General features: G+C 67.6%; 24 protein-coding genes and 3 pseudogenes. 7 read left to right on the top strand and 20 right to left on the bottom strand.

What is annotated here, in order from left to right:
* Nucleotides 1–556 precede the first annotated feature (556 nt).
* A complete protein-coding gene (locus tag OG194_RS00400; protein WP_327398751.1) occupies nt 557–910 on the top strand; it encodes a hypothetical protein in 354 nt (117 codons plus the stop codon).
* 89 nt (nt 911–999) lie between these two features.
* Here the strand turns inward: OG194_RS00400 and OG194_RS00395 are convergent, their stop codons facing one another.
* The 4 genes and pseudogenes from OG194_RS00395 to OG194_RS00380 all read right to left on the bottom strand — a co-directional run bounded on the left by OG194_RS00395 (nt 1,000) and on the right by OG194_RS00380 (nt 3,381).
* A complete protein-coding gene (locus OG194_RS00395) occupies nt 1,000–1,281 on the bottom strand; it encodes a MerR family transcriptional regulator (protein WP_327406947.1) in 282 nt (93 codons plus the stop codon).
* A gap of 66 nt (nt 1,282–1,347) precedes the next feature.
* Nucleotides 1,348–2,004, bottom strand: a pseudogene (locus OG194_RS00390) (transposase family protein); the annotation flags it as partial.
* A 197-nt stretch (nt 2,005–2,201) separates the two neighbouring features.
* Complete coding sequence (locus tag OG194_RS00385; protein ID WP_327398750.1) at nt 2,202–2,642, bottom strand: SRPBCC domain-containing protein; 441 nt, start codon at nt 2,640–2,642, stop codon at nt 2,202–2,204.
* A 112-nt stretch (nt 2,643–2,754) separates the two neighbouring features.
* On the bottom strand, nt 2,755–3,381 hold the full coding sequence (locus OG194_RS00380) for a TetR-like C-terminal domain-containing protein (RefSeq protein WP_327398749.1): 627 nt from the start codon (nt 3,379–3,381) through the stop codon (nt 2,755–2,757).
* Between the two features lie 31 nt (nt 3,382–3,412).
* On the opposite strand from OG194_RS00380, the pseudogene OG194_RS00375 reads away from it, so the two are divergent.
* Nucleotides 3,413–4,242 (top strand): annotated as a pseudogene (locus OG194_RS00375) (IS5 family transposase).
* 16 nt (nt 4,243–4,258) lie between these two features.
* On the opposite strand, the gene OG194_RS00370 reads toward OG194_RS00375, so the two are convergent.
* Nucleotides 4,259–4,534 carry an alpha/beta fold hydrolase gene (locus OG194_RS00370; RefSeq protein ID WP_327398748.1) on the bottom strand — a complete coding sequence of 92 codons (276 nt, stop codon included), beginning with the start codon at nt 4,532–4,534 and terminating at the stop codon, nt 4,259–4,261.
* Nucleotides 4,535–4,752: 218 nt separating this feature from the next.
* Here OG194_RS00370 and OG194_RS00365 point away from each other — a divergent pair, with 218 nt between their 5' ends.
* Nucleotides 4,753–5,136 (top strand): hypothetical protein, encoded by a 384-nt coding sequence (locus OG194_RS00365; protein WP_327398715.1) that lies wholly within the window; start codon nt 4,753–4,755, stop codon nt 5,134–5,136.
* A 17-nt stretch (nt 5,137–5,153) separates the two neighbouring features.
* Nucleotides 5,154–6,161 carry an IS3 family transposase gene (locus OG194_RS00360; RefSeq protein ID WP_327398716.1) on the top strand — a complete coding sequence of 336 codons (1,008 nt, stop codon included), beginning with the start codon at nt 5,154–5,156 and terminating at the stop codon, nt 6,159–6,161.
* Here OG194_RS00360 and OG194_RS00355 read toward each other — a convergent pair.
* Nucleotides 6,156–6,590: an alpha/beta fold hydrolase gene (locus tag OG194_RS00355; RefSeq protein WP_327398747.1), complete on the bottom strand. Its 435-nt coding sequence runs from the start codon at nt 6,588–6,590 to the stop codon at nt 6,156–6,158. The genes OG194_RS00360 and OG194_RS00355 overlap by 6 nt on opposite strands.
* Here OG194_RS00355 and OG194_RS00350 point away from each other — a divergent pair.
* Entirely contained in the window at nt 6,583–7,323 is a 741-nt protein-coding gene (locus tag OG194_RS00350) for a hypothetical protein (RefSeq protein WP_327398746.1), read from the top strand. The genes OG194_RS00355 and OG194_RS00350 overlap by 8 nt on opposite strands.
* Nucleotides 7,324–7,358: 35 nt before the next feature.
* A pseudogene (locus OG194_RS00345) lies at nt 7,359–7,958 on the top strand (IS5 family transposase); the annotation flags it as partial.
* A gap of 197 nt (nt 7,959–8,155) precedes the next feature.
* On the opposite strand, the gene OG194_RS00340 reads toward OG194_RS00345, so the two are convergent.
* From OG194_RS00340 to OG194_RS00330, 3 genes are all read right to left on the bottom strand, one after another.
* Nucleotides 8,156–8,524, bottom strand: a complete 369-nt coding sequence (locus tag OG194_RS00340) for a nuclear transport factor 2 family protein (RefSeq protein ID WP_327398745.1) — start codon at nt 8,522–8,524, stop codon at nt 8,156–8,158.
* Between the two features lie 154 nt (nt 8,525–8,678).
* A complete protein-coding gene (locus OG194_RS00335; RefSeq protein ID WP_327398744.1) occupies nt 8,679–10,091 on the bottom strand; it encodes an NF041680 family putative transposase in 1,413 nt (470 codons plus the stop codon).
* A 359-nt stretch (nt 10,092–10,450) separates the two neighbouring features.
* The gene (locus OG194_RS00330) at nt 10,451–10,960 is read right to left on the bottom strand and encodes a nuclear transport factor 2 family protein (protein ID WP_327398743.1); all 510 of its coding nucleotides are present in this window, start codon (nt 10,958–10,960) and stop codon (nt 10,451–10,453) included.
* A 25-nt stretch (nt 10,961–10,985) separates the two neighbouring features.
* Here OG194_RS00330 and OG194_RS00325 point away from each other — a divergent pair, with 25 nt between their 5' ends.
* On the top strand, nt 10,986–11,234 hold the full coding sequence (locus OG194_RS00325; protein WP_327398742.1) for a hypothetical protein: 249 nt from the start codon (nt 10,986–10,988) through the stop codon (nt 11,232–11,234).
* Nucleotides 11,235–11,521: 287 nt separating this feature from the next.
* On the opposite strand, the gene OG194_RS00320 is transcribed toward OG194_RS00325, so the two are convergent.
* The 11 genes from OG194_RS00320 to OG194_RS00270 form a co-directional block, all read right to left on the bottom strand.
* A complete protein-coding gene (locus OG194_RS00320) occupies nt 11,522–12,295 on the bottom strand; it encodes an NAD(P)H-dependent oxidoreductase (RefSeq protein ID WP_327398741.1) in 774 nt (257 codons plus the stop codon).
* Between the two features lie 154 nt (nt 12,296–12,449).
* Nucleotides 12,450–12,860 (bottom strand): ectoine synthase, encoded by a 411-nt coding sequence (locus tag OG194_RS00315; RefSeq protein ID WP_327398740.1) that lies wholly within the window; start codon nt 12,858–12,860, stop codon nt 12,450–12,452.
* Between the two features lie 63 nt (nt 12,861–12,923).
* Nucleotides 12,924–14,165, bottom strand: a complete 1,242-nt coding sequence (locus OG194_RS00310) for an NAD(P)/FAD-dependent oxidoreductase (RefSeq protein WP_327398739.1) — start codon at nt 14,163–14,165, stop codon at nt 12,924–12,926.
* A complete protein-coding gene (locus OG194_RS00305; RefSeq protein WP_327398738.1) occupies nt 14,162–14,359 on the bottom strand; it encodes a ferredoxin in 198 nt (65 codons plus the stop codon). The genes OG194_RS00310 and OG194_RS00305 overlap by 4 nt, the downstream gene beginning before the upstream one ends.
* A 25-nt stretch (nt 14,360–14,384) precedes the next feature.
* On the bottom strand, nt 14,385–15,590 hold the full coding sequence (locus tag OG194_RS00300) for a cytochrome P450 (protein WP_327398737.1): 1,206 nt from the start codon (nt 15,588–15,590) through the stop codon (nt 14,385–14,387).
* A gap of 60 nt (nt 15,591–15,650) precedes the next feature.
* On the bottom strand, nt 15,651–16,184 hold the full coding sequence (gene ectA, locus OG194_RS00295; protein WP_327398736.1) for a diaminobutyrate acetyltransferase: 534 nt from the start codon (nt 16,182–16,184) through the stop codon (nt 15,651–15,653).
* Nucleotides 16,185–16,248: 64 nt separating this feature from the next.
* Nucleotides 16,249–17,511, bottom strand: coding sequence for a diaminobutyrate--2-oxoglutarate transaminase (ectB, locus tag OG194_RS00290; protein ID WP_327398735.1), 1,263 nt, complete (start codon nt 17,509–17,511; stop codon nt 16,249–16,251).
* Nucleotides 17,508–17,771, bottom strand: a complete 264-nt coding sequence (locus OG194_RS00285) for an acyl carrier protein (RefSeq protein ID WP_327398734.1) — start codon at nt 17,769–17,771, stop codon at nt 17,508–17,510. Before OG194_RS00285 ends, ectB begins: the two co-directional genes overlap by 4 nt.
* Nucleotides 17,772–17,838: 67 nt before the next feature.
* Entirely contained in the window at nt 17,839–19,389 is a 1,551-nt protein-coding gene (locus OG194_RS00280) for a class I adenylate-forming enzyme family protein (protein WP_327398733.1), read from the bottom strand.
* Nucleotides 19,389–20,342, bottom strand: a complete 954-nt coding sequence (locus OG194_RS00275) for a 4'-phosphopantetheinyl transferase superfamily protein (RefSeq protein ID WP_327398732.1) — start codon at nt 20,340–20,342, stop codon at nt 19,389–19,391. The genes OG194_RS00280 and OG194_RS00275 overlap by 1 nt, the downstream gene beginning before the upstream one ends.
* Before the next feature lie 30 nt (nt 20,343–20,372).
* Nucleotides 20,373–21,659, bottom strand: a complete 1,287-nt coding sequence (locus tag OG194_RS00270; protein WP_327398731.1) for a diaminopimelate decarboxylase — start codon at nt 21,657–21,659, stop codon at nt 20,373–20,375.
* Between the last annotated feature and the right edge of the window lie 312 nt (nt 21,660–21,971).

Below are 21,971 nucleotides of genomic sequence, written 5' to 3'. Positions count from 1 at the left end.
GCCGCCCCAGCTGGTATCGGCTGGTTCACGTGCTGCCACCAAGACCCGACCCGTATACGCTGCCCGCGCGGGGCCTTCGTCCTTCTTGTCGGCCCGTATCTTTCGGCCCCTGGCCCCCGGGTCGCAGTGACTATCTGACCACTGTGAGCGGCTGGAGCCGCATCGCCGACTACACGGCTCCAGCCCTTTGTCCTCCCCAGCCTTTTTCGAGTCCGGGATGTACTCCCGCGCACCCCGGGGTGGGTGGTGAGGACGGTCAAGTGCGAGGCGGTGATGGAGGGGAGCCCGGCGCCGTCTCGCACTCTCCGGCCGCGGCTCGTGCCCGCCTTCCCACGTCGACGGCCTTCCACCATTCCACCACCAACGGCCCCTGACCGGAGTGTCACAGGGGTTAGGAAATGGTGCGGAGACGTGAGAGGGCTACCACGTTGGCGTTCCGCTGAGCGGACCCTGGCATGACACGGCGGGCTCTTCCCCGCAGGCTCTGCAGAGCAATGCACTGACGGCAGTGACCAGGAGGCATGAAATGAGAAGTACGTTACGGAGACGTGGCGCCATGGTGGCAACAGTCGCGGCCCTGAGCGTCGGTGGACTGGTGGTGGCCACCGGCAGCGCATCCGCCGCGGTCGCGTTGATCCACGTCACTTCGAACACCGGGGTGGGCGTCTACAACACCCCCCACACTGCCAGCGGCAAGGTCGGAGTCCCGGACATGGGACTCGGGGACGCGATCATCGCCAACTGCTGGGACCGAGGAGACAACATCGGCGGCGGAAACGTCTGGTACCACACGCTGTCAGAGCGTTACTCCGCCAGCACCGGTCAGGAACTGTTCGTCACCGGATGGACGTACGGGGCGTACGTGGACGGCAACGCGGCGTTCCACGCCGGGGCCATTCCGGAGTGCTGATCTAACAGGACGTCGCCTGGAGAAGGCGATCACTCCGGGCACCGGCGTCGGGAGTGCGGTGCCCGCCGTTGCCGACGGGCTCAGCTGTCTCAGGCCGTGCTCGTCGGGTCCGCCGCTTCCGCGGTGCGGCGGTATTCGGCGTTGATGCGCTGGGCTTCTTCGAGCTGGTCTTCGAGGATGATGATGCGGCAGGCGGCCTCGACGGACGTGCCGTGGTCGACGAGTTCCCGGGCGCGGGCGGCGATGCGCAGCTGGTAGCGGGAGTAGCGGCGGTGTCCGCCCTTGGAGCGGAGCGGGGTGATGAGGCGGGCTTCGCCGATGGCGCGGAGGAAGCCCTGCGTGGTGCCGAGCAGTTCGGCGGCTCTGCCCATCGTGTAGGCGGGGTAGTCCTCGTCGTCGATACGGCCGAATGGCTTCGTCAGCGACAAGCGGGCGCCGTCGGCGTAGGACCCGGCCCGGTCCCGGCAGATGACCTCTGAACCGGGATGGGCCAGCAGCCAGGCGGCCAGTGTCCTGGCGTCCCGGCCGGGCAGCAGGTCCAGGGGCTGACCGGTCTCGCAGTCGATGATGACGGTGCCGTAGTGCTGCCCGCGGCGTGTAGCGAAGTCGTCCACCCCCAGCACCTTCGGCACAGCCCAGACGGGATCGGGCACGGCCATCACCAGCCGGAGCAACGTCATCCGGCTCACGACACTGTGCAGGGCCTTCGCGAAACGAGCCCCGGAACGGCCGGCGAGAGCCACGGCCACCGCCTCCAGCACCCTGCGCAAGGCCGGAGTCCGCCTGCCGTACCGCACGGTGAGTCCATCGACCTGCTCGGCGAACGTACGGCGCGGACAACCAGCGTTCTCGCAGTACAACCGCCGGACGGACAGATCGATCCGTACCGCCTGCTCACCCACCGGGCCACCGGCAAGGTGCCGTTCGTAGGTGCTGTGTATCCGCTCGGACGGCGTCGCGCAGTCGGGACAACTCACGACGACGTTCCGGGTTCTGGCCACAACGTCGACCGCATCGTCCGCCGGGACGACGGCGTCCACCAGCACGGTGTCGAGGTACGGGAACAGCACGCTGACGAGCTCGTCACACCGCATCACGGTCCCAGACGGCGCTACGTCACTGCCCTTGAATCCCGGTGATCGTCCTCACGGAATGTTTGCCTGATCCCCGCTCCCACCTACCGAATCAAGTGAGTCACCGTGGCGGTCCGGTTTCACCGCAGAGGTCATCAGAATGAGAGCTGGGGCAGGGCATCGCGGCGGCCATCCCGATCCACGCGACCATCGGCACCCTACGCACCCGGCCCGAGCCCGGTGCGGACTTCCACCCGCTTCTTGAGGCCGGTGTTGAACGCGGCGTACCCGTCTTTTTTGGGTGTTCTGAGGAAGGGCCGGATCAGGGTGACCAGGGCGCCGGAGAATTCCTCGTGGTTGGTCAGGCGGGTGGTGCCGTCGTGGTTGGGGGAAAGGACGAAGGAGTGCCGGCCGTGGAACAGCTGCTTGATGCCGAGCGTGCCGACCCACCGCAGTTCCTGGCCGGGTGTCGCGACGGTGACCGTGGGCCTGAAGGTCATGCCCGGCATGCGCATCGTGAGCCGGCTTCCCACTTGAGCGGTTCCCTCGGCTGCGGAGAAGGTGCTCCACTCGCCGTAGGCGGCGAAGTCGGTGAGGACGTCCCACACCGCTTGCGGGGTGGCGTCGATGTCAATAACGGCGGTGAGGACCGGCTTCATGGTGGTTTCCACTTCTGGCTGGTGCGGAAGGGAGGGGCGGGGGTTCGGCGAGCGGGTGGTCCACCGGTGCTCGGTGGGGCCAGGGACTGACGTGGAGCGCAGTGCACGGCGGTCAGAGCGTCACGCCCGGCGCGGTCGTGCGGGAGGGGGCGCTGTGGGTGCTGGTGGCCGTGGTCTCCTGCAGGCCGTGGTCGATGAAGTCGATCATCCAGGTGAAGCTGTCGTCGATGTCGGTGGCGAACTGGAACCCGCCGGCTGCTTCCAGGGATGCGTATCCGTGCAGGACGGTGCGGAGCATCCGCAGTGCGTGGATCTGCTGGTCGGGGTCGATGTGGTAGCCGTGGAGCATGGCGGCCCAGGAGTCGACCACCCGGTTGAGGGCGTCGATGAGGGGGTCGTCGGGCCCGGTCGGGCGGGCGGCGTTGGCTGCGGCGTATCGGCCGTGGTGGTCCTTGACGAAGGTCCGCATCGCCTGTGCGCCGCGGGCCAGGGCTTCGGTGCCGGACCGGCCCTGGATGGCGTCGCGGATGGCGTCGGCACACTGGTTCATGGCCAGGATGGCGATCCGGTGGGCGAGGTCGGTCTGGCCGGTGACGTGCTTGTACAGCGAGGGGGGCTTGATCCCGAGCCGTTCGGCGACCAGGCCCATGCCGAGCTGGTCGAACCCGACCTCGTCGACCAGGGCGGCGGCTTCGGTGACCGCCGTGGCGGTGAGTCCGGCCCTAGGCCGTGTCTTCAAAAGATCTTGAGTGGTGGATCATGGTGGGGTGATACGTCGCCATGAACTGTCCGATGCCGAGTGGGAGTTCGTCGGGCCGCTGCTGCCGGTGTCGCTGCGGGGCCGGAAGCGGCTGGACGACCGCAGGGTGCTGAACGGGATCGTGTGGAAGTTCCGTACCGGGACGGCCTGGCGGGACGTGCCCGAGCGGTACGGCCCGTGGGCCACCCTGCACACCCGCTTTCGCCGGTGGGCGCTGGACGGCACCTTCGAGCGCATGCTCCGGGCCGCCCAGGCGCACGCCGACGCGGCCGGGGACATTGACTGGCTGGTGTCGGTCGACTCCACCGTCGTCCGCGCCCACCAGCACGCCGCCGGGGCCCGAAAAAGGGGGCCCGCAGTCCCGGCCTCGGACGCTCCCGAGGCGGCCTGACCAGCAAAATCCACCTGGCCTGCGACAGCGTGGGCCGCCCGCTCGCCTTCACCCTCACGGGCGGCAACACCAACGACTGCACCCAGTTCACCGCCATGATGGAAACCATCCGGGTGCCCCGCATCGGCCCGGGACGGCCCCGCACACGGCCCGCCCATGTGCTGGGCGACAAGGGCTACAGCTCCCGGGCCATCCGCACGTGGCTCAGGCGGCGGGGCATCGGTCACACCATTCCCGAGCGGTCCGACCAGGTCCGCAACCGGCTCCGGCGCGGCAGCCGAGGCGGGCGCCCGCCGGTCTTCGACAAGCAGCTCTACAAGCGACGCAACGTCGTGGAACGGTGCTTCAACCGCTTGAAGCAGTGGCGCGGCATCGCTACCCGCTACGACAAGACCGCCGAGTCCTACCAGGCAGCCGTCACCCTCGCATCGCTCCTGATGTGGGCGTGACATTTGAAGACAACTCCTAGGCACGGGGGGCCGTCTTGGCCAGGAATGGCAGGGCCAGCGCGAGGACCTGGTCGGGGGTCTGGGCGTGCGGGTAGTGGCCGGCGCCGTCGATCACGGCCAGCTCGCCGAGGCCGGCGGGCAGGTCGGCGATGATCTTCTCCCCTTCGGCGCGGGGGTCGGCCCAGTCGGGGTCCAGGCTCCCTTCGACGACCAGGATCGGGCAGGTGACGTGGGCGAGCTGGGTGCCGGCGTCGGTGGGCTTGGACTTGCACATGTCCTGCAGGGCCTTCATCCGGCGGGGTTCACTCAGCGTGGCCTCTATGCGGCCAGTTCGCTGTTCCAGTCGGCGGGCTTGGCCGGGTAGGCCACGTCGAGGTACTTCCAGTCCGCCAGGCGTCCCCGGACGATGACCAGCGCCATCCGCGTGTACCCCCTCTCTGTCAGCCTTGGGTGAGACATCCCGCTTTGTCGGGTTAGCCTGAGAGGGCACGACAGGAGAACCACCCCCTCATGACCAGCACCACGCCCGCCGGATCCGACCCGGCGCCCCGGCCGAAGCGCCGCACTTTCAGCCCCGAGTACAAGCTGCGGATCGTGGCCGAGTACGACGCCGCCCCGAAGAACGAGAAGGGCGCAGTCCTGCGCCGCGAGCGCCTGTACCACTCGCACGTCAAGGAATGGCGGGCCGCGCGGGATGCCGGGGCCCTGGAGAAGCTGGTCGACCAGCGCACCAGTCCGGCGAGGCCGAAGAAGCCTGCCGCCGAGGCGGAGAACGAGAAACTGCGCCGCCAGGTAGAACGGCTGGAGAAGGAACTGGCCCGGAACAAGGCCGCGTTGGAAGTCATGGGAAAAGCTTCCGCGCTCTTGGAAATGATCTCCGAGAGCGCGGACTGAACGCTGCCGCCGAACCGGTGCTCGACGACGCGTTCACCGGTGTCCAGGGCGAACTGGGCATCACGGCCGCGTGCCGGCTGACCGGCCGCTCCCGGGCCACCCACTACCGCCGGCTGCGGCCCCCGACCGAGCGAAAACCCAGAAAACCGCAGGTCCAGCCCTCATCCCTCACACCCGATGAGCGGGCGGCGGTCCTGGAGATGATGAACAGCGACGAGTACGCCGAGATGCCGCCCGCGCAGATCTGGGCCCGCGAGCTGGATGCCGGGCGTTACCACTGTTCCGTCTCCACGATGTACCGGATCCTGCGCGAGAAGGGGCAGTCCGGCGAGCGCCGCCGCCAGGCCACCCACCCGGCGAAGACGGTGCCCGAGCTGGTCGCCACCGGGCCCTCGCAGGTGTTCACCTGGGACATCACCAAGGCGGCCGGACCGGCCAAGGGCATCTGGTATCACGCCTACGTCATCATCGACATCTTCAGCCGCTACGTCGTCGGCCACACCGTCGAGCGGGCCGAATCAGCGCTGCGGGCCGAGGAGTTGATCCGCGAGACCATCACACGCAACGGCATCGTGCCCGAGACCGTCCACGCGGACCGCGGCACCTCGATGACGAGCAAGAAGGTCTCCCAGATGCTGATCGACCTCGGCGTCACCCGGTCGCACTCGCGGCCGAAGACCTCCAACGACAACCCCTACAGCGAGGCCCACTTCAAGACCACGAAGTACATGTCCGACTACCCCGAACGGTTCGACTCGCTGGCCCATGCCCGTGAGTGGTTCGAGGCGTTCATCGCGTACTACAACCACGAGCACCGGCATTCGGGCATCGGCTGGCACACACCGGCCAGCGTGCATTTCGGCACCGCCGAGGAGGTCCGCGACCAGCGTGCCGTCACCCTCGCCGAGGCCTACGCCTGCCACCCCGAACGCTTCGGCCGCCGCCCCCGACCACCCCGGATACCTCAGCAGGCATGGATCAACGACCCGGCCAAACGCAGAGAGTCCGCACCACAAACCTCATAGCGTCACGACCGTCTCACTGGACTTGAAATCTTCCGACCCGGTCCGGAAACGCTTGACCCGGATCAGCCCGCCCAGGTCGACCGGCTGCGCACGGGTGAACGGAGCCAGCTCGATCACTCCGCTGATCACGTCGGGCGCAGTGGCGGCCGCGATGGTCGCGGCGCCGCCGCTGATCGACTGCCCGATGATCACGGCCGGGCCGCCGAGGTGACGCACGACGGCGACCAGATCTCCGGCGATGTCGGTGCGGCTGTAACCGTCCCAGCCGAGGCTGGACTCACCGCACCCGCGGATGTCGACGTTCGCGACCCGGTAGTGCGGTCCGGGAAGCCCGTGACAAGGCAGGCATCTGGGGTTCGCCTCAACCCGATACCGTGAGAACCTACGAATCCATAACCTGTCATGGAAAAAGAAGTGCAGGATGCACATCCTGGATGACCCAGCCGGTCTCTCCGCCCGTGCCAAGAGTCTGCTTGAACGAACCGGTCGGCGCGAACCTCCGCAGGAACCCCGGCTCTCCACAGAGTTCCTGCGGATCCGGGACCGCTTTGGCCAGTTGACCGCCACGCCGATGATGCTCGTCATCCGCCGGGAGGGATTCGAGCAGAGATACGGCGGACTCCGCTACCAGGTGCGAAGCAGTTACACAGTCCAGGGCGAACGCCACGACGTGCTCCGCGACTGGCACTACGACCTGGGCCAGGGCATGTGGACCGGCTCCGCCCACGGCTGGCACTTCGATTGGTTCGGAGAACGTATCTCCTCTCCGGTCCGCTACCTGGTGCACACGGACGGACGAGTCGGAGTGGACGACGGAGGCGGTACGTTCCTCGAAATCGCTCCGTCTCTCCCGGCACTCATAGAATCCCACGCCCTCACCGACACGGTCTCGACCTGGGACCGCACCACTGCCGAGGTCGACGGCTTCGCACTCGCCGAGCATCTCGACGGCCTCACCGACGTCCCCGAAGCCTCAGGCTGCACCATTCGGTGGCGGATGTCCGACAACGTCGCAGTCGAGGAGTTCCGGAACTGGAGCAGCGAGGCACCGCGTCGTTGGCGCGCATTCATCTGGAGCCGAGGCCACGCTGGCCGACGCAAAGTGGAAGAAGCCGCTGTCCGAGCAGCGGCGATGCAGCAGACGACGGCAGGCACCGGATGAGGATCGCCGCTTGACAAAGCTGATTCCACAGAACGCCCTGGCGGACCTGCTACAACTTCATGGCCCGCTGGGCGGCCGGAGTGGTCGGACAGATCCGCGACCAGCTGCGCAAGCGCATCCGACGCGAGATGGGCCGGGCTCCCGGCGCGGTCGCCACCGTCATCGACTCCCAGTCCGTGAAGGCCGCGGAGACCGTCGGCCGTGACTCGCGCGGCTACGACGGCGCCAAGAAAATCAACGGCCGCAAGCGGCACCTGGTCGTCGACACCAAGGGCCTGCCGCTGTTCGTGATGGTCACCCCGGCCGACGTGACCGACCGCGACGCGGCGAAGGAAGTGCTGTTCCGGCTGCGGCTGATGCACCCCGAGATCACCATCGTCTGGGCCGACTCCGGCTATGCCGGACAGCTCGTGACCTGGGCGAAGAAGCACCTGGACCTGACGCTGAAGACCATCAGCCGCCCGAAGGACGCTGTCGGGTTCGTCATCCTGCCCCGCCGCTGGGTCGTCGAAAGGTCGCTTGCCTGGATCATGCACGCCCGCCGTCACGCCCGCGACTACGAGCGGCTCATCCAGCACTCGGAATCTCTGATCACCTGGGCCGCGATCACGCTGATGACCAGGCGCATCACGCGCCGGTCCTCCCGCCGGAGCGGACAGCCCGCCTCCCGCGAGGCCAACCGGGACTGATCCACTTGGAGACGGTGGTCACCGTCTCCTCCCGGAGGTCCCCGAAACTGGTCCGGGAGCCCATTTTCCCACGAACTTCCTTGATGCTGAAGGCGCCTCGGCCGGCCGGGCGACCGCCGTCTTTACGGGCGGCATTCACCCTCTCAACTCGTCAAAGTGCCCTGGTGGAAGTACATCCGCCAGCCTGTCTCCGTCAGCCGCCACACAGAGCTCCTCCATGCCCGACGGCCCTGATTGTCGGCGCAGTACGTCAGATGAACGACACCCGGAGCAAGGACGACTCCGGACATCTCACTGACCTTGACAGGAGACTCCGCGGACACCGAGCCACCACTCGTCGCCGCGAGGACCGACTCCACATCCCACCGGCGTCCAGAAGCCCCGAACTCGATGAACTCCGGGTCCAACAGCTCCAGGACCCGAGCCGGGACAGCTCGCACCTCAGGATCGAGAAGCCGCATCTCTCCATCGATGGCAGCCTGCACGGCCTGCTCACGCTCATCATCCGCCATGCCGGAACCTTACGAACACGGCACCCAAGCAACAGCGATTTGTTCACGCGCTGCCATGGCAGCTCGGTGGCGGCGTCAAAACTACAGAATGCGGGCGGCGGCCGCTCCCGGCCTCTGTCATGGCGGCTTCAGGAACAGGCACTAAGCTCTGCGTTTAACCTCGCTGCTGTTTCAAGCGGATGTGTTCAGTGAGGGTTTCGGCCCGTTTCACGGTCTTCCCGGGTTCGTGCCGTGGGGCTGGTCTGCGGTTTTGTGAGCCTGGTGGCCGTCCGGGTCCGGGTGCTGACGGTTTGGGCACGCCTGCGGGGCGGGTGGTCTTCGCGCGGAGGTGGCGGAACCCTCGGCGGACTCGGGCTGGGGTGAGCCGGCGGGGTTCGGCGGGTCGTTCCCAGGGGCGGCGGAGGTCTTCGGCGAGGGGGCGGGCGAGGCGGAGTTGGGTGTGGGCGGCGATGATCAGCCAGGTCCACAGGTCGGCGGTGTGCGGGTCGCGGACCTTGGGGACGGTCCAGCCCAGGGTTTGCTTGAAGAGCCGGAAAGTATGTTCAAGATCGAATCTGCGCAGGAACGCTTGCCAGCGCAGATCGACGTCTTCGCCGGTCAGACCAGTGCGGGAGGACCACAGCCAGACCGCTTTCGGGTCGCGGTCGCCGGGCAGGTGATCGACCTTCAGCCGGATCAACGTGCCGTGGATCAGGGGGAGTTCACCGCAGTGGTCGAGCCAGGGCCCGCGGGCGGTCAGGCGCGGGTGCATCCGGTCCCAGGAGAGGGCTTCGGCCTTCCCATAGCGGGTGGTGTCGCAGACGGTGGCGTGCTCGGGCGTGTGCCAGGAGTCCGGTTTGGAGAAGGTGAGGACACCGCCGTGCTTGCGGGGCTGACCGCCGCGCGGGGTGGAACGGCGGGGGCCTGCGTCACGGAGCATGACCCGGTCCGAGCGGAGCCGGCCGACCAGTTCGACGGGCAGGTCCGCCAGGACGTGGGCGAGGCGGGTGACGTCGTAGCCGGCGTCCATGACGATGAGGATGTCCGCGTCGCCGGGTTTCCACTGCCTCGCGTGCACAAGCCTGGTGAAGACTTCACGGAGTTGGGCGGCGGTCACCGCGGTGGCGTCGTCGGCCGGCCCCAGCCGGATCGCGTCCAGGAGCGCGGTCCACGAGGTGCGTCCCGTTTCCAGGGCGGCGACGAAGGAGTAGGGCCAGCCCGGGATGAACTGATCCGCGCTGCGGCCCCGTCCGTAGACGTGGCAGAAGAGCCGGTCCGCACTGGTGGGGGCGTCGGGACGCAGCCAGTTGCTCACGTCCACCGCGAGGACGATCCGCCCGTCGGCCGCCCTCGGCAACGGGGTGGAGGCGAGGAGCCTGCGCAGGCGGCGTGGTTCCAGCCAGCCGTGGTTGACCGCGTCGTACATCGCCCCGTGCCCGCGCCGGTGCTCGGCCGTCAGTGTCAACTCGACCAGCGAGGTGACCGCGCCGTCCGCGCACAGCACCGCGTCGCTCAGCTCGAAGAGCGCATCCGCCCGGCTGTAGAGGCAGTCGTAGAACTCGACACGAAAGTGGGACAGCGCGCTCATCGCGGCGTCAGCTGGACCTGCAGAAGCCAGACTCTTCACAGCGGCCGTTCCTTCACGCGACGTTGCTCGACACATCGAAGCGTGAAGAACGGCCGCCCTGCTGTCCCACGAAGAAGCCATGATCAGCAGGTCGGGTGACCCGGCGAGGTTAAACGCCAAGCTAAGGGCGGCTACACCTCCGACATCCGCCCCTCCACCTCCGTCACCGGCAAGGAGAAGAAGCTCAACGCCGCCTCCTACGGCTTCACCGGCCGCATGAGCGACGCAGAGTACGACCACCTCTTATCCGCGGTCGCGGCGCTGTGAAGGATTGATTGTCCTGGACCGTTCGTCAGCGGTATGCCGCTGACGAACGCCTTCTACCGATGCGGCTCATCAACACCGCCAGCATTGGCCCGAACTGGTTCGTCGACATGGACGGGTCCGTCACTCGGTGCCAACGGTGCAAGGTCGAAGGGACGTACCACCCGGCGCCGCGCTATGCGCCAGGTCCCGCCCTTGCGCCGGTACTCGTCCTCGTAGGTACCTCCACCGGCAATCCAGCGGTGATCGCGGAGTTGGGTCAGGACCACGACGTCAGATCGACCGGTCGCGGCAACGCCGTCGATTTCCACCGTGTGGTTGGCGGTGGCATGCTGCATGATCGGGAATGCCTGCCACTGCTGCTCGACCGCCGCGCAGATGGCCTCGATCCCCGTGAATATCTGGTCCGAGCCGGTCTCCCACACGGTGTCCGCTGTCCAAATCGCTTTCCAGCGGACTGGGTCGCGGTGGTCGGCACCCACGCAGTAGTCGTGGGCCAGCCGGTGCAGTGCGAGTTCGGTCTCGACTCGGTCCAGGCGAGCGGTGAGATCTTGTAGCGTCGTCATTCCTGGGAGGCTACTGACGGTTGAGATGGCCCGCAGGGCGGCCGCCTCACCCCTGCAAGCGCCGTCGCAGGGCGAGCAGTTCGCCGTGTGCCGCAGCGAGAGCGGCCTGCAATTGGGCAACTTCTTCACGGTGTTTGCGGCGGTCGGCGGCCAGCTGTTGAGTGAGGCGGCGGACCAGCGTACTGGCGGCAGCCTCAGCGTCGGGGGCGTGAGCTGCGTCGCCCGGGATGGCATCGCGTCGTGCCCGGCGGAGCGCCTCGACCTGCGGGCGTAGGACGGGATGTCGGTAGATACGTAGCGGGGCAAAGCCCAGTCCGCACCGTGACCCTGACCAGGGCGCGCCTGTCTCCACCGTCTCGACCAGCACCGACGACAGGTGCGGCAGCAGGTCCGTCAGCTCGACATCACACGCCACCACCCTGCCGCAACAGGGCACCCGGCCGGGCTGGAACCGAGCAGCCGATCAACGCCTACGAAATTCTTGGCAGACCCCGGTAAGCGCTGTAACTCCCGAGCTAGAAGCGGCAGTTGACGACTGATGTAACGAGGACGGCCTCGTCGTCAGCTCTCAGCGCGGTAGTGGGCGGCGGTCCCTGTGGCGTGCGGTTTGAGTTCGGGGCGCAGGACCAGGTCCTCGTCGTAGTCGCCGCCGTTCTGGTGGCGGAACGGCAGCGGTGCGGTAGACGGAAGGTCCTCGAGACGCTGGCGCAGGACGTTCGCGTGGAAGGCGTACGCGGCCTCGTCCACACGGTCGGCTCCGTGGACGAGCAGCGGGGGCAGGACCTCGATCCCCGCGTACCACAGCGTGCCGTGCTGGAGAGGGAAGAGCAGGTCGTTGAGCTCACCGTTGACGCCTCGGGGGCCGAGGCTCGCCTTCCGAGCACCGGCACTGACGACGACCATCGCGCGCTTACCCGCGAGCGCCCCCTCGCCATAGCGCACTTGGCGCCCCTGGGCGTCGCGGACGCCGAAGGCGAACCCGCCGACGAAGACGCGGTCGAACCAGCCTTTGAGGATGGCCGGCATCCCGTACCACCACAACGGGAACTGCACGACGAGCGTGTCCGCCCAGGACAACTTGTCGTGTTCGACGGCGATGTCAGGGGACAACGCGCCCCGTTCGAATGCCTGCTGGGCCGCGCTGCCGACGATGAGCCGCTCGCCGTCGGGGTGGGAGAAGTCACTGGCCCTGACGACCGGGTCGAACTTCATCGCGTACAGGTCGCTGGTGCGCACCTTGTGCCCCTGGTCCAGGAGGTGTTGGACACCGTCGCGGTACAAGGAGCCGTTCAGGGAACGGGGTTCGGGGTGGGCGGTGAGCCACAGGACTTTCACGGTGGGTTCCTTTCTGGCAGATTCATGATCGTGCGCACCTACCCGGCCCGTCCTGGGGCAACCCGCCGCCGGGACCGTCCCGGACGCGGTGACGCCGAGTCCCCGCCAGTGGCCTGGCAGGGACTCCAGGGATGCGCGGGTGTCGCGGCGCGGCCTATTTGGCTTCCACCACCTCGTCCGTCAGCAGCGGATAGATTCCGTTCTCGTCGTGGTCCTCACGGCCGGTGAGGGCCGGGGTGAAGATGCACAGGAACGTGCTGTCCTCGATCGGCTTGATCGTGTGGTTGTCGGCGTCGTCCAGGATGTGGAGGGTGCCGGGCGTGATGAGGTGTTCCTCGTTCTCGTCGCGGTCGACCAGAATCATCTTCCCGGAGATGCAGAAGACGGCTTCCACGTGGTTCGCGTAGCAGATGTCGGTCTCGGTTCCGGCGTACACGACGGTCTCGGAAACCGAGTACCCGAATCCATCCGAAGCCAGCAGGATGCGCTTGCTGCGCCATGCGCCGCTCGCCGCCGTGACATCGCGGTCAGTACCTTCGATCTCCGAAATCCTGCGAACCTGCATGATATTCCTCCTGATCGTTCTCGAATTCTTGGCGCTATGACAAATGAGGTGAGGTCGGTAGGGCTAGCGTGTTCTCAGCGACTTCAGGAGCTCGATGTAGAGGCGGTTGAACTGGGCCCCTTTGTCCAGGTAGGCCGCACCGACGATAGTGCTCTCCCGTAGGTACGTGACGAGGACTCCGTCACCGGGGCGTTCGAGGTCGCCGCGGACGATCTCCATGGAGTCCGCGTTCCTGGGGTTTCCCGCGATCTGGATGCGAAGTCCGAATACTTCGGTAGCCATGCTGGGGAAGTACGCGATCCGGGTCATCTTCGATCCGTATCCCATAGACGACGCTAGTGCCTTCCCGGCGATATTGCCGGTGTCGATCGCATTTTTCCAGAATTCCATGCGGGCTAGCTTTTGCGTGCCCCACGGGTCGGGATAGCGGGCGATGTCGCCGGCTGCGAAAACGCCATCGCACCCCAGTACGCGCATATACTCGTCGACCCGTACCCCGTCAGACAGGTCCAGGCCGTTCCCGTCCAGCCATTCCACGTTGGGAACGCTGCCGATGGCCTCGATGAAGAGCGGTCGTTCGGACGCCGCCCCGGGAGGGGACGCCGAGTGTCCGCCTCCGGAGCGCGTTCCCGAGCGGTCGCAGAGGAGCTCCTTCGCCGCCTCGCCTGTCCGCAGAGTGACGCCGTTCGCGGTGACCCAGCGTCCGAGCGCTCGCGCGACGTCCTCGCCCAGGATGTTCTCGAAGGGCCCGTTCCTCATCGCTTCGAGCATGACCACGTCGCAGCCGTACTCCTGGGCCAACGAGGCCAGTTCGCACGCGACGAACCCGGCGCCCGCGATCGTCACCACCTCCCTCCTATGGAGCTCCTGGTGGATGGAGTGCGCGTCGTCCAGGCCGCGCAGCGTCCTGTGCGCGTGCGAGGCGCACTCCTCGTCGTCACGGGCGGCGGTCCGCGGGCGTACTCCCGAGGCGACTACCAGGCCGTCGTAGGCGAACGTTCCGCCGGTGCTCAGGTGCAGGACCCTGCTGTGCAGGTTCGCCGCCTCGACGCGGGTGCCGAGGTGCCAGTCGAGCGCGCTGGTCTCGGCCCCCTTGACCCTCAGGTCCTCGGTGATGGCCGCCCTGAGGTCGGCCGACGGCGGGTACCGCTTCTTCGTGAGTCCCGGCCGGTTGTACGTGCGGTGGGCCTCGTCCCCGAAGACGGTAATCCTGGCGCCGGTTTCGCAAGTGAGGACCGACTGGGCCGCCCGCAGGCCGGCTATGCCGGAGCCGACGATGCCGATGCGCGGCGCTGCGCCAGTCATGGGGCGTCACGGTCCATGATGATCGCCTGCAAGGGGCACGAGTCGATGGCGTCCTCGATCGCGTCGAGGTGTTCCTCGTCGAACGTCTCCTGGTACGCCAGCTTCCCGTCGGCGTCGAGCTCGAAGTGATCCGGCGCCGAGATGGCGCACAGGCCGTGGCTCTGGCACTTGACCTCGTCAACGGTGATCTTCATGGTCTCCTCCGATCGGAAGCGCGGTTTAGGAACGCGAGGTGAACGTGATGGGCAGCACAACCGCCCCCGTGTTGCCGGAGTCGGGCAGCCACTCGGCGTCCTCCCCTACACGCAGGTCGGTCAGTCGCGTGGCCAGCGTCGAGAGGGCCACGCCGATGTCCGCACGGGCGACGAAGTGCCCAAGGCAGTGGTGCAGTCCGCCGCCGAACGCGAAGTGCGGGGAGCGCTCGGCGTCGAGGTCGATGCGGTCGGGGTCGTCGAACGCGGCCGGGTCGGTGGCCGACGTCATGGTGAAGAGATGGAGCGTGGTCCCCTTCTCGATCGTGCGCTCCTTGTACTGGAACGTCTCCGCCGCTTCGCGCGAGATCCAGCGGCCGATCGGGTTGACGCGCAGCGCCTCCTCGACCGCCGCGGCGGAGTAGCGCTCGGGATCCGATGCCAGCTTCTCCCACTGGTCGGGCTGCTTGGAGAACGCCTCGACGCTCAGGGCCAGTTGGTTCCGGGTCGTGTCGATGCCCGCGAAGATCAACAGGATGATGAGGTTGATGAGCTCCTTGTCGGAAAGCTTGCCCGCGTCCTCGTCCCTCGCATCCACGAGAGTGCTCAGGATGTCGCCCTTGGGGGACTCCCTGCGGCTGCGGACCAGGGACTCGGCGTACGCGGTTAGCTCGACGATGGCCTGGTCGATCCGGGCGATGTTCTCCTGGATGGTGATGCCGAGGCCGAGGCCGATCGTAGAGGCGAGTTCGTGGATCTTCTTCCAGTCGTTCTCGTCGATGCCCAGCAACACGCACAGAATCCTGGTCGCGTACGGTGCGGCGAACCGGCTCGCGAACTCGGTGCGCCCGTCCTCGATCCACTCGTCCACCAGGCCGTCCGCCAGATCCTGGAACTTCGCGTGCAAGGGCGCTATCCGGCGAGGCGAGAAGGCGGGGTTCACCAGGCGGCGAATCCTGTTGTGCTCGCCGCCCTCCAGCACCAGCAGGGTCTTCTGCCACCACTCGTCGAAGTGTCCTTCGACGACCCCGTGCTGGGCGGGCCACTTGGCCGATCCTTGCGTCAACAGGGGGCTCTTCAGGAGGGCGCTGCTGTCCTCGTAGCGCAGGACGGCGATGCCCCAATTCGTACGTGCGTACCAGTGGGCGTCTCGTGTCTTCCGCACCTCCTCGGAGTCCATGCGGAAGTAGGCGTTGCTGATGTCGAGGTGCAGTGTCGTGGGTTGCGTGGCCATGGCGGTCGGCTCCCAGTCGTCGGATGCGGTGCTGCTCGAACCAGTGACGGGCGGCCCGGTTCAGCCGGCGGTCAGCGGGCCGATGCGGTACAGGACCTCGTCGTGGTGGCCCTCGATGTCGGCGAAGAGGGAGCTGGGGAAGAGCACGCGGGTCTCGACGGGGGCCGAGTGCTTCTTCGCGTACTGCTTCAGCACCATGATGATCGCCTTGTTCTCGGCGGAGACAGTAGCCTCGACGTACCGGGCGCCGTTGGCAACCTGCTGGTCGGCCGCCTCCTGGAAGAGCTTGACGCCGAGGAACGGGATGCCGTGGCGCGGGTTGACGGCGGTCTGCCACACGAAGTAGGTCTCGGGCTCCTCGGGGCGGCGGTAGCCCGTGAGGAAGCCGACGAGTTCGTCGTCCACCGTCGCGACCAGCGAGCCGTCGGCGAAGTCCCGGAACCATAGCGAGTAGTAGTAGAGGCTGTTGGAGTCCAGGCCGGGAGTGTCCTCGACCATCTTCCACACGGCGGGTCCGTCCTGAGGGACCGGTGCGCGGAAGACGGCCCGCTTCTTCTCGGCAGTGTTCGGCTCCGTGGAGGCTGCAGTGGGCATGGTGATCGTCATGTCGGGTCGGGGCCTTTCTTTCGTGTGTCTCTCATGTCGGTGGCGGGCTCGGTCACGCCGTTTCGTAGACCGCGCGCTGCACGGTGCGCAGTCCCTCGTCGAGGTCATCGGTGGTGATGGTGAGCGGGGGCAGCAGCTTCAAGACCTCGTCGTGGGCCCCGGAGGTCTCCACGAGGAGCCCGAGTTCGAAGGCGCGGCGTGCGGCACGCCCAGCGTGCCGAGGGTCGGCGAGCTCCAGGCCCCAGGCCATCCCACGGCCGCGGTAGGCCGATCCGCTGTGGTGTGCGGCGGTGTCGTGGAGCGTGGCCTCGATGGTCTGGGCGTGCGCCCGGGTCTGCCGCTCCAGCGTGTCGTCGCTCCAGTAGGTGTTGAGGGCGGCGGTCGCGGTGACGAAGGCCGGGTTGTTGCCGCGGAAGGTGCCGTTGTGCTCGCCCGGCTCCCACACGTCGAGCTCCGCTCGGAACAGGCAGAGCGACATGGGCAGTCCGTAGCCGCTGATGGACTTGGAGACGGTGACGATGTCCGGCGTGATGCCCGACTCCTCGAAGGAGAAGAAGGCGCCGGTGCGGCCGCAGCCCATCTGGATGTCGTCGACGATGAGCAGCATGTCGTGCCGGCGGCAGAGCTGGGCGAGGGCGTGCAGCCACTCGGCGCGGGCGACGTTGATGCCGCCCTCGCCCTGGACCGTCTCGACGATGACGGCGGCCGGCTGGTTCAGGCCCGAACCCTGGTCCTCCAGGAGCCGCTCGAACCAGATGAAGTCCGGGGTCCTGCCGTCGAGGTAGTTGTCGAACGGCATGGGGGTGCCGTGTACCAGCGGGATGCCGGCGCCGGCCCGCTTGAAGGCGTTGCCGGTCACGGCGAGCGAGCCGAGCGACATGCCGTGGAAGGCGTTCGTGAACGACACGATCGACTCGCGGCCCTTGACCTTGCGTGCCAGCTTGAGGGCGGCCTCGACGGCGTTGGTGCCGGTCGGGCCCGGGAACATGACCTTGTAGGGCAGGTCCCGCGGGCGCAGCACCGTGTTCTGGAAGTACTCGAGGAACGTGCGCTTGGCCGTGGTGGACATGTCCAGGCCGTGGGTGACGCCGTCGTGCTCCAGGTAGTCGAGCAGGGTGCGCTTGAGCACGGGATTGTTGTGGCCGTAGTTGAGAGAACCGGCCCCGGCGAAGAAGTCGAGGTACTCGTGCCCGTCCTCGTCGTACATCCGGCTACCGTGCGCGCGGTTGAACACCGTGGGCCAACTGCGGCAGTAGCTGCGTACCTCGGACTCCAGGCTCGTGAAGACGCTGAGGTCGGGCTGGGTGAGCGTCATGCCGCGACCTGCTCGCCCTGTGTGGCGAGGACGAAGTCGGTGAAGGTGTCCACGGAGACGAAGTCGTCCGCGTCCAGCTCCTCCGGGTCGACGACCAGGCCGATGGAGTCCTCAAGGAACATGAGCATCTCGAGCATGGTGGTGGAGTCCAGGTGCAGGTCGGCGAAGAGCTTCACGTCGCCGGTGAGACCGGTGACGGGGCGCTCCAGGACGTCGGTGAGGGCGCTCTCGAGGGCGGTGACGACGTGCTGGCGGTCCATGGTCAGTTCCTCACGTGTGTCGGGTGGTTGTCGTTCTCGGGCGTTGCTCTGGTGGGGCGTGCGGGGGTCAGTGGGCCAGGCGCGCTTGGAGGGCCTCTGTGGTGACCGAGGCGGGCGGGTCCTGTTCGATCAGGGCGGCCAGCTTCTTGCGGTCGACCTTGCCGTTGCCGTTGGTGGGCAGGGCGTCGAGGCGGACGCAGCGGCGCGGGATCTTGAAGGGTTCGATGTGGTCCCGCATGCCCTCTCTCACCTGGTCGGCGGTGAGGTCCGCGACGACGGCGAGGAGCGCGGTCCGCTTGCCCTCGGGAGGCAGTACGGCGGCAGAGGTCACTCCGTCGACCCGGGTCGCGGCGGCCTCGACCTCGGTGGTGCTGAGGCGGAACCCGCGCTCCTTGTAGAGGTCGTCCCTGCGGCCGGAGAAGTAGAGGTAGCCGTCCTTGTCCTGCCAGCCATAGTCGCCGGTGTGCAGCTCGGGGAACAGCCTCTCCGTGCGCGGGAAGCGCTCGTCGGTCAGCTCGGGGCGGCGCCAGTACCCGGCCATGACGTTGGGTCCGCGGACGACGATCTGGCCGATCTCTCCCGCGGGCAGCCGGTCTCCGTCGTCGTCGACGATGAAGACCTCGGTGCCTGGCAGCGGCAGCCCGCAGGAGCCCGGGTGGTCCAGGTCCCCATCGGGGGGCATGATCGCCGTGCGCTTGCACTCGGTGAGGCCGTACATCACCTGGATTCGCAGGTGGGGCAGGGCGGCGCGCAGCGCGGTCATGGTGGGCTCGGAGAGCGCCGCACCAGTGTTGGTGAGCAGGCGTAGGCGGCTCGGCCCCCCGCTGCTGCGGCTGAGCAGCCAGGCGAGTCGGTCCGAGACGGAAGGCATGGAGGGCAGGACGGTGGCGCCCGCCTCCTCCAGGCTGCGCAGCAGCGGGGGGCCGACCTCGGCGACCGTGGCCAAGTGGAGTCGGGCGCCACTGAGGGCCGCGAGGTAGACCTGGTAGAGGCCGTAGTCGAAGGAGAGCGGGAGCGGGCAGTAGACGACGTCGTCGCTGCGGTACTCCAGGCACTCCTGGATCGCGATGGCCGCGAATAGCACCTGCTGGTGGGTGCTGACCACGGCCTTGGGCAGGGAGGTGGTGCCCGAGGTGTAGATCAGGCTGACGGGGTCCACGCCTGGGGCGTTCGGGCCGGCGGGGGCAGCAGGCTCGGCAGTGGCCGCGTCGAGTGCCGTGCGCACGAGCTCGTCGAGCACGAGGGAGCGGACGCCGTGCTCGGCAGCGGTCCGTCCGGCGTCGAGGTCGTCGGAGACCAGCAGCGCGGGCTCGCAGTCGCGCAGGACGTGTTCCAGCGGCCCGCCGCGTACTTGCTCGTGGAGCACGCTGAAGACGGCGCCGACGCGCGAGGCGGCGTAGACCAGGATGGCGATGCCGATGCCGTCGGAGGCGGTGACAATGATCCGGTCGCCGCGCCGCAGGCCCTCGCGCCGCAGGCGGGCGGCCATGGCGGTGGTGGCGGTGGCGAGTTCCCGGTAGGTGAGGCCGCGATCGCGTGAGCTCAGTGCGGCCGACTCCGGATCGCGGTCGGCGGCCCGGTCCAGTATCTCGTGCAGGAGCTGCGGAGTGCGGGGCATCAAGCCTCCTCGGCCGTGAGGGTGCGGGCGGTCGCCGTGTGCGCCCGGCGGTGGGGAACAACAGTGGTGGCGGTCGCAGCGCACACGAGTTGAGGCTCGTCGAGGACCTCGCCGGCGCTGTCGGCCTCTTCGGGGCTGGCGCGGATGACCTTGTGCGCCTCCAGCTCGACCACGCGGCGCAGCCGAGTCTGGCGCACCAGCCGTGCGCGCGCCTCGATGTAGTCGCCAGGCCTCACGGGCGCGGTGAAGCGGATGTCGCTGTACTGGGCCAGCAGTCCTTCGTCGCCGTCCGTGCGGACGGTGATCTCGGTGACGAGGTCGCCGAACAGGCGCAAGATGCGCGCACCGTCGACGAGATTGCCGCCGTAGTGAGCCTCTTCCTGGCCGACGCGTACGCGGAGGAAGGCGGTGGTCTGCGCTTCTCGCTCGTCGCGGGTACTGGTCTCGATGGTCGCGGTCACGGGAGTGTTCGGCGGCGGCACGGCGTCAAGCTCCTTCGGTGCAGTGGGTTCGGTTCGTCCGTCTCCGGCGGCTTCGCCGGTGGGGTCGTCGGCGGTCGCACCAAGTGCCTCGGGAAAGCTGATGGCGACGGCGGCCACGACGTTCTGCTTATGAGTTATGGAGACCGAGACGGATGACGGGGTCAGTTGCGCGGCTCGTCCGCGGAGGTGGACGACAGGGGCGCCGTGCGCGGTGTGTTCCACGTAAATCTCCCGTGGCGTCACACCTTGCAGGAAACCGATTCCCAGGACTTTGAGGAGAGCCTCTTTAGCGGCGAACCGACCGGCCAGGAATTCCAAGCGACGATCTTCGCCGAGGGTCTCGGCATGGGCTATTTCCTCCGGGGCGAAACTGAAGCGCAAGAACCAGGGTCGTTCGATGAGGCGGCGGAGTTCGGAGCGGTCGAGTACGTCCAGTCCGATTCGCGCAGCTTGCTTCGCTGCGGTTTTCATTCGGATCAGGTGTCCGTACGGATCACGTGTTCAGGCGGACACGGCGCGGAGATCGACGAGGCGCTGCTTCGCCAGCAGGTCCTCCGTCGTGTCGCGCTCCCGGATGAGGTGGGCGCGCCCGCCGTGGACGAGCACCTCGGCCGGGAAGCCGTGGCTCAGGAAGAGGCCGGGTGAGGCGGTCGGCCCGTAGGCTCCGGACCGCTCCACCGCGAGCAGGTCTCCCGGCTGTACTTCCGGCAGGTGGACCTTCTTGGCCACGACGTCGTTGGGCGTGCACAGGGGTCCGGTCACGCTGTAGGGGCGCGAGGCTCCGGCGGCCCGGTTTTCCAGGTGGCGGACCGGGAAGTTGCGCTTGACGAAGCTGCCGACGCCGACGGCTGCCATGTGGTGGTTCGTGCCGCCGTCGGCCACCACGAAGCTCTCTCCCATGGACTCCTTCACGTAGCGGGCGCGGACGACGTACGTACCGGCCGTGGCGGTGAGGAAGCGGCCCAGTTCCATGATCATCCGGCAGTCTGGGTTGCGCACCGAGAAGGGGGTGATGACCTCCGCGAGGCCGGCGCCCAGCGCATCGAGGTCCAGATCCTCCTCGTTCTCGAAGTAGGCGACGCCGAGTCCGCCGCCGAAGTCGACGGTCTCCAGAGGGAAACCGAGCTGTCCGGCCAGGTCCTCCGCGGTGGCGAGGATGCGCCGGGTGTTCTCGACGACGTCCTCGTAGTTAAGAAACCGCGTCCCCATGTACGCGTGCACGCCCTTCACTCGGACGTTACGGAGGGCCGCGAGGCGGTGCTTGGAACCGCGCAGTTCGGCTTCATCGATGCCGAACTGCCGGGGTTTACCGCCCATGGTCAGCCCGGACCCCTTGCTGCCGAAGGCCGGGTTCACCCGGAGGAGCACCGGGAAGTCGTCACGTCCTGCCGCTGCCAACAGCGAGTCGAGCAGGTCGAGTTCGTCCAGCGACTCGCAGACAATCGCGTGAATGTCGGCTTCGACGCACGCGGTGAGCTCCCTCTCGTCCTTGCCGGGGCCGAGGAAGATAATGTCGCCAGGGTGGACTCCCGCCCGCAGGGCGGTGGCCAGTTCGGCGTAGGAGGAGACCTCGGCTCCCGTACCGAACGAGTTCAGCAGGGCGCAGACGCTGATGTTCGGGTTCGCCTTGAGCGAGTAGAAGATGTCGGCGCCGGCGGGAAGCAGGTCGCGTAACGTGCGGTGCGTGTCCGCGAGGACGTCCGCGTCGTAGACGAATAGCGGGGTGCCGTATTCCTCGGCGAGATCCGCCATCGAATTTCCCTGGACACTGTTCTTCGAGGTCGTCATACGGTCACTGCCACCCGCCGTCGTCTTCGGGTGAGAGGCAAGGAATTCCCCTCTTCACCGGTGAGCTATCGGAGATGAACATTCGCTCTTTCATGACTCGCCTCTCGCTGGTTTGCTGTGCGGCGATAACGAGTCTGCGATGTTCGCAGCGGCGAGGGAAGGGCGGACGGTTGGCCTAAAGAGTCCTGACCTGTTCAGGACTGCGGTCGGATTAGTCATCCGGCCAAAGGGCCACGGCGATCGCGACATTCTCCGGGCTGGACCGTTTGGGACACCCAAGAATGTGCATGCAGGTCCCACGCACCGCCCGGG

Origin of the sequence: Streptomyces sp. NBC_01288, from assembly GCF_035982055.1 — a bacterium.
Lineage (GTDB): Bacteria > Actinomycetota > Actinomycetes > Streptomycetales > Streptomycetaceae > Streptomyces.
This window is presented reverse-complemented; position numbering and strand designations above follow the sequence as displayed.

Excerpts from the sequence above, each read along its gene's own strand:
- OG194_RS00355 (WP_327398747.1), bottom strand. The coding sequence starts at position 6,590 with ATGTGCATCCTGCACTTCTTTTTCCATGACAGGTTATGGATTCGTAGG.
- OG194_RS00370 (WP_327398748.1), bottom strand. The coding sequence starts at position 4,534 with ATGAAGGCCCTGCAGGACATGTGCAAGTCCAAGCCCACCGACGCCGGC.
- OG194_RS00315 (WP_327398740.1), bottom strand. The coding sequence starts at position 12,860 with ATGCAGGTTCGCAGGATTTCGGAGATCGAAGGTACTGACCGCGATGTC.
- OG194_RS00340 (WP_327398745.1), bottom strand. The coding sequence starts at position 8,524 with ATGGCGGATGATGAGCGTGAGCAGGCCGTGCAGGCTGCCATCGATGGA.
- OG194_RS00385 (WP_327398750.1), bottom strand. The coding sequence starts at position 2,642 with ATGAAGCCGGTCCTCACCGCCGTTATTGACATCGACGCCACCCCGCAA.
- OG194_RS00275 (WP_327398732.1), bottom strand. The coding sequence starts at position 20,342 with ATGAAAACCGCAGCGAAGCAAGCTGCGCGAATCGGACTGGACGTACTC.
- OG194_RS00350 (WP_327398746.1), top strand. The coding sequence starts at position 6,583 with ATGCACATCCTGGATGACCCAGCCGGTCTCTCCGCCCGTGCCAAGAGT.
- ectA (WP_327398736.1), bottom strand. The coding sequence starts at position 16,184 with ATGCCCACTGCAGCCTCCACGGAGCCGAACACTGCCGAGAAGAAGCGG.
- ectB (WP_327398735.1), bottom strand. The coding sequence starts at position 17,511 with ATGACGCTCACCCAGCCCGACCTCAGCGTCTTCACGAGCCTGGAGTCC.
- OG194_RS00310 (WP_327398739.1), bottom strand. The coding sequence starts at position 14,165 with ATGACTGGCGCAGCGCCGCGCATCGGCATCGTCGGCTCCGGCATAGCC.
- OG194_RS00330 (WP_327398743.1), bottom strand. The coding sequence starts at position 10,960 with ATGACGACGCTACAAGATCTCACCGCTCGCCTGGACCGAGTCGAGACC.
- OG194_RS00395 (WP_327406947.1), bottom strand. The coding sequence starts at position 1,281 with ATGGGCAGAGCCGCCGAACTGCTCGGCACCACGCAGGGCTTCCTCCGC.
- OG194_RS00305 (WP_327398738.1), bottom strand. The coding sequence starts at position 14,359 with ATGAAGATCACCGTTGACGAGGTCAAGTGCCAGAGCCACGGCCTGTGC.
- OG194_RS00325 (WP_327398742.1), top strand. The coding sequence starts at position 10,986 with ATGGCCCGCAGGGCGGCCGCCTCACCCCTGCAAGCGCCGTCGCAGGGC.
- OG194_RS00300 (WP_327398737.1), bottom strand. The coding sequence starts at position 15,590 with ATGGCCACGCAACCCACGACACTGCACCTCGACATCAGCAACGCCTAC.
- OG194_RS00285 (WP_327398734.1), bottom strand. The coding sequence starts at position 17,771 with ATGGACCGCCAGCACGTCGTCACCGCCCTCGAGAGCGCCCTCACCGAC.
- OG194_RS00365 (WP_327398715.1), top strand. The coding sequence starts at position 4,753 with ATGACCAGCACCACGCCCGCCGGATCCGACCCGGCGCCCCGGCCGAAG.
- OG194_RS00400 (WP_327398751.1), top strand. The coding sequence starts at position 557 with ATGGTGGCAACAGTCGCGGCCCTGAGCGTCGGTGGACTGGTGGTGGCC.
- OG194_RS00280 (WP_327398733.1), bottom strand. The coding sequence starts at position 19,389 with ATGCCCCGCACTCCGCAGCTCCTGCACGAGATACTGGACCGGGCCGCC.
- OG194_RS00270 (WP_327398731.1), bottom strand. The coding sequence starts at position 21,659 with ATGACGACCTCGAAGAACAGTGTCCAGGGAAATTCGATGGCGGATCTC.
- OG194_RS00335 (WP_327398744.1), bottom strand. The coding sequence starts at position 10,091 with ATGAGCGCGCTGTCCCACTTTCGTGTCGAGTTCTACGACTGCCTCTAC.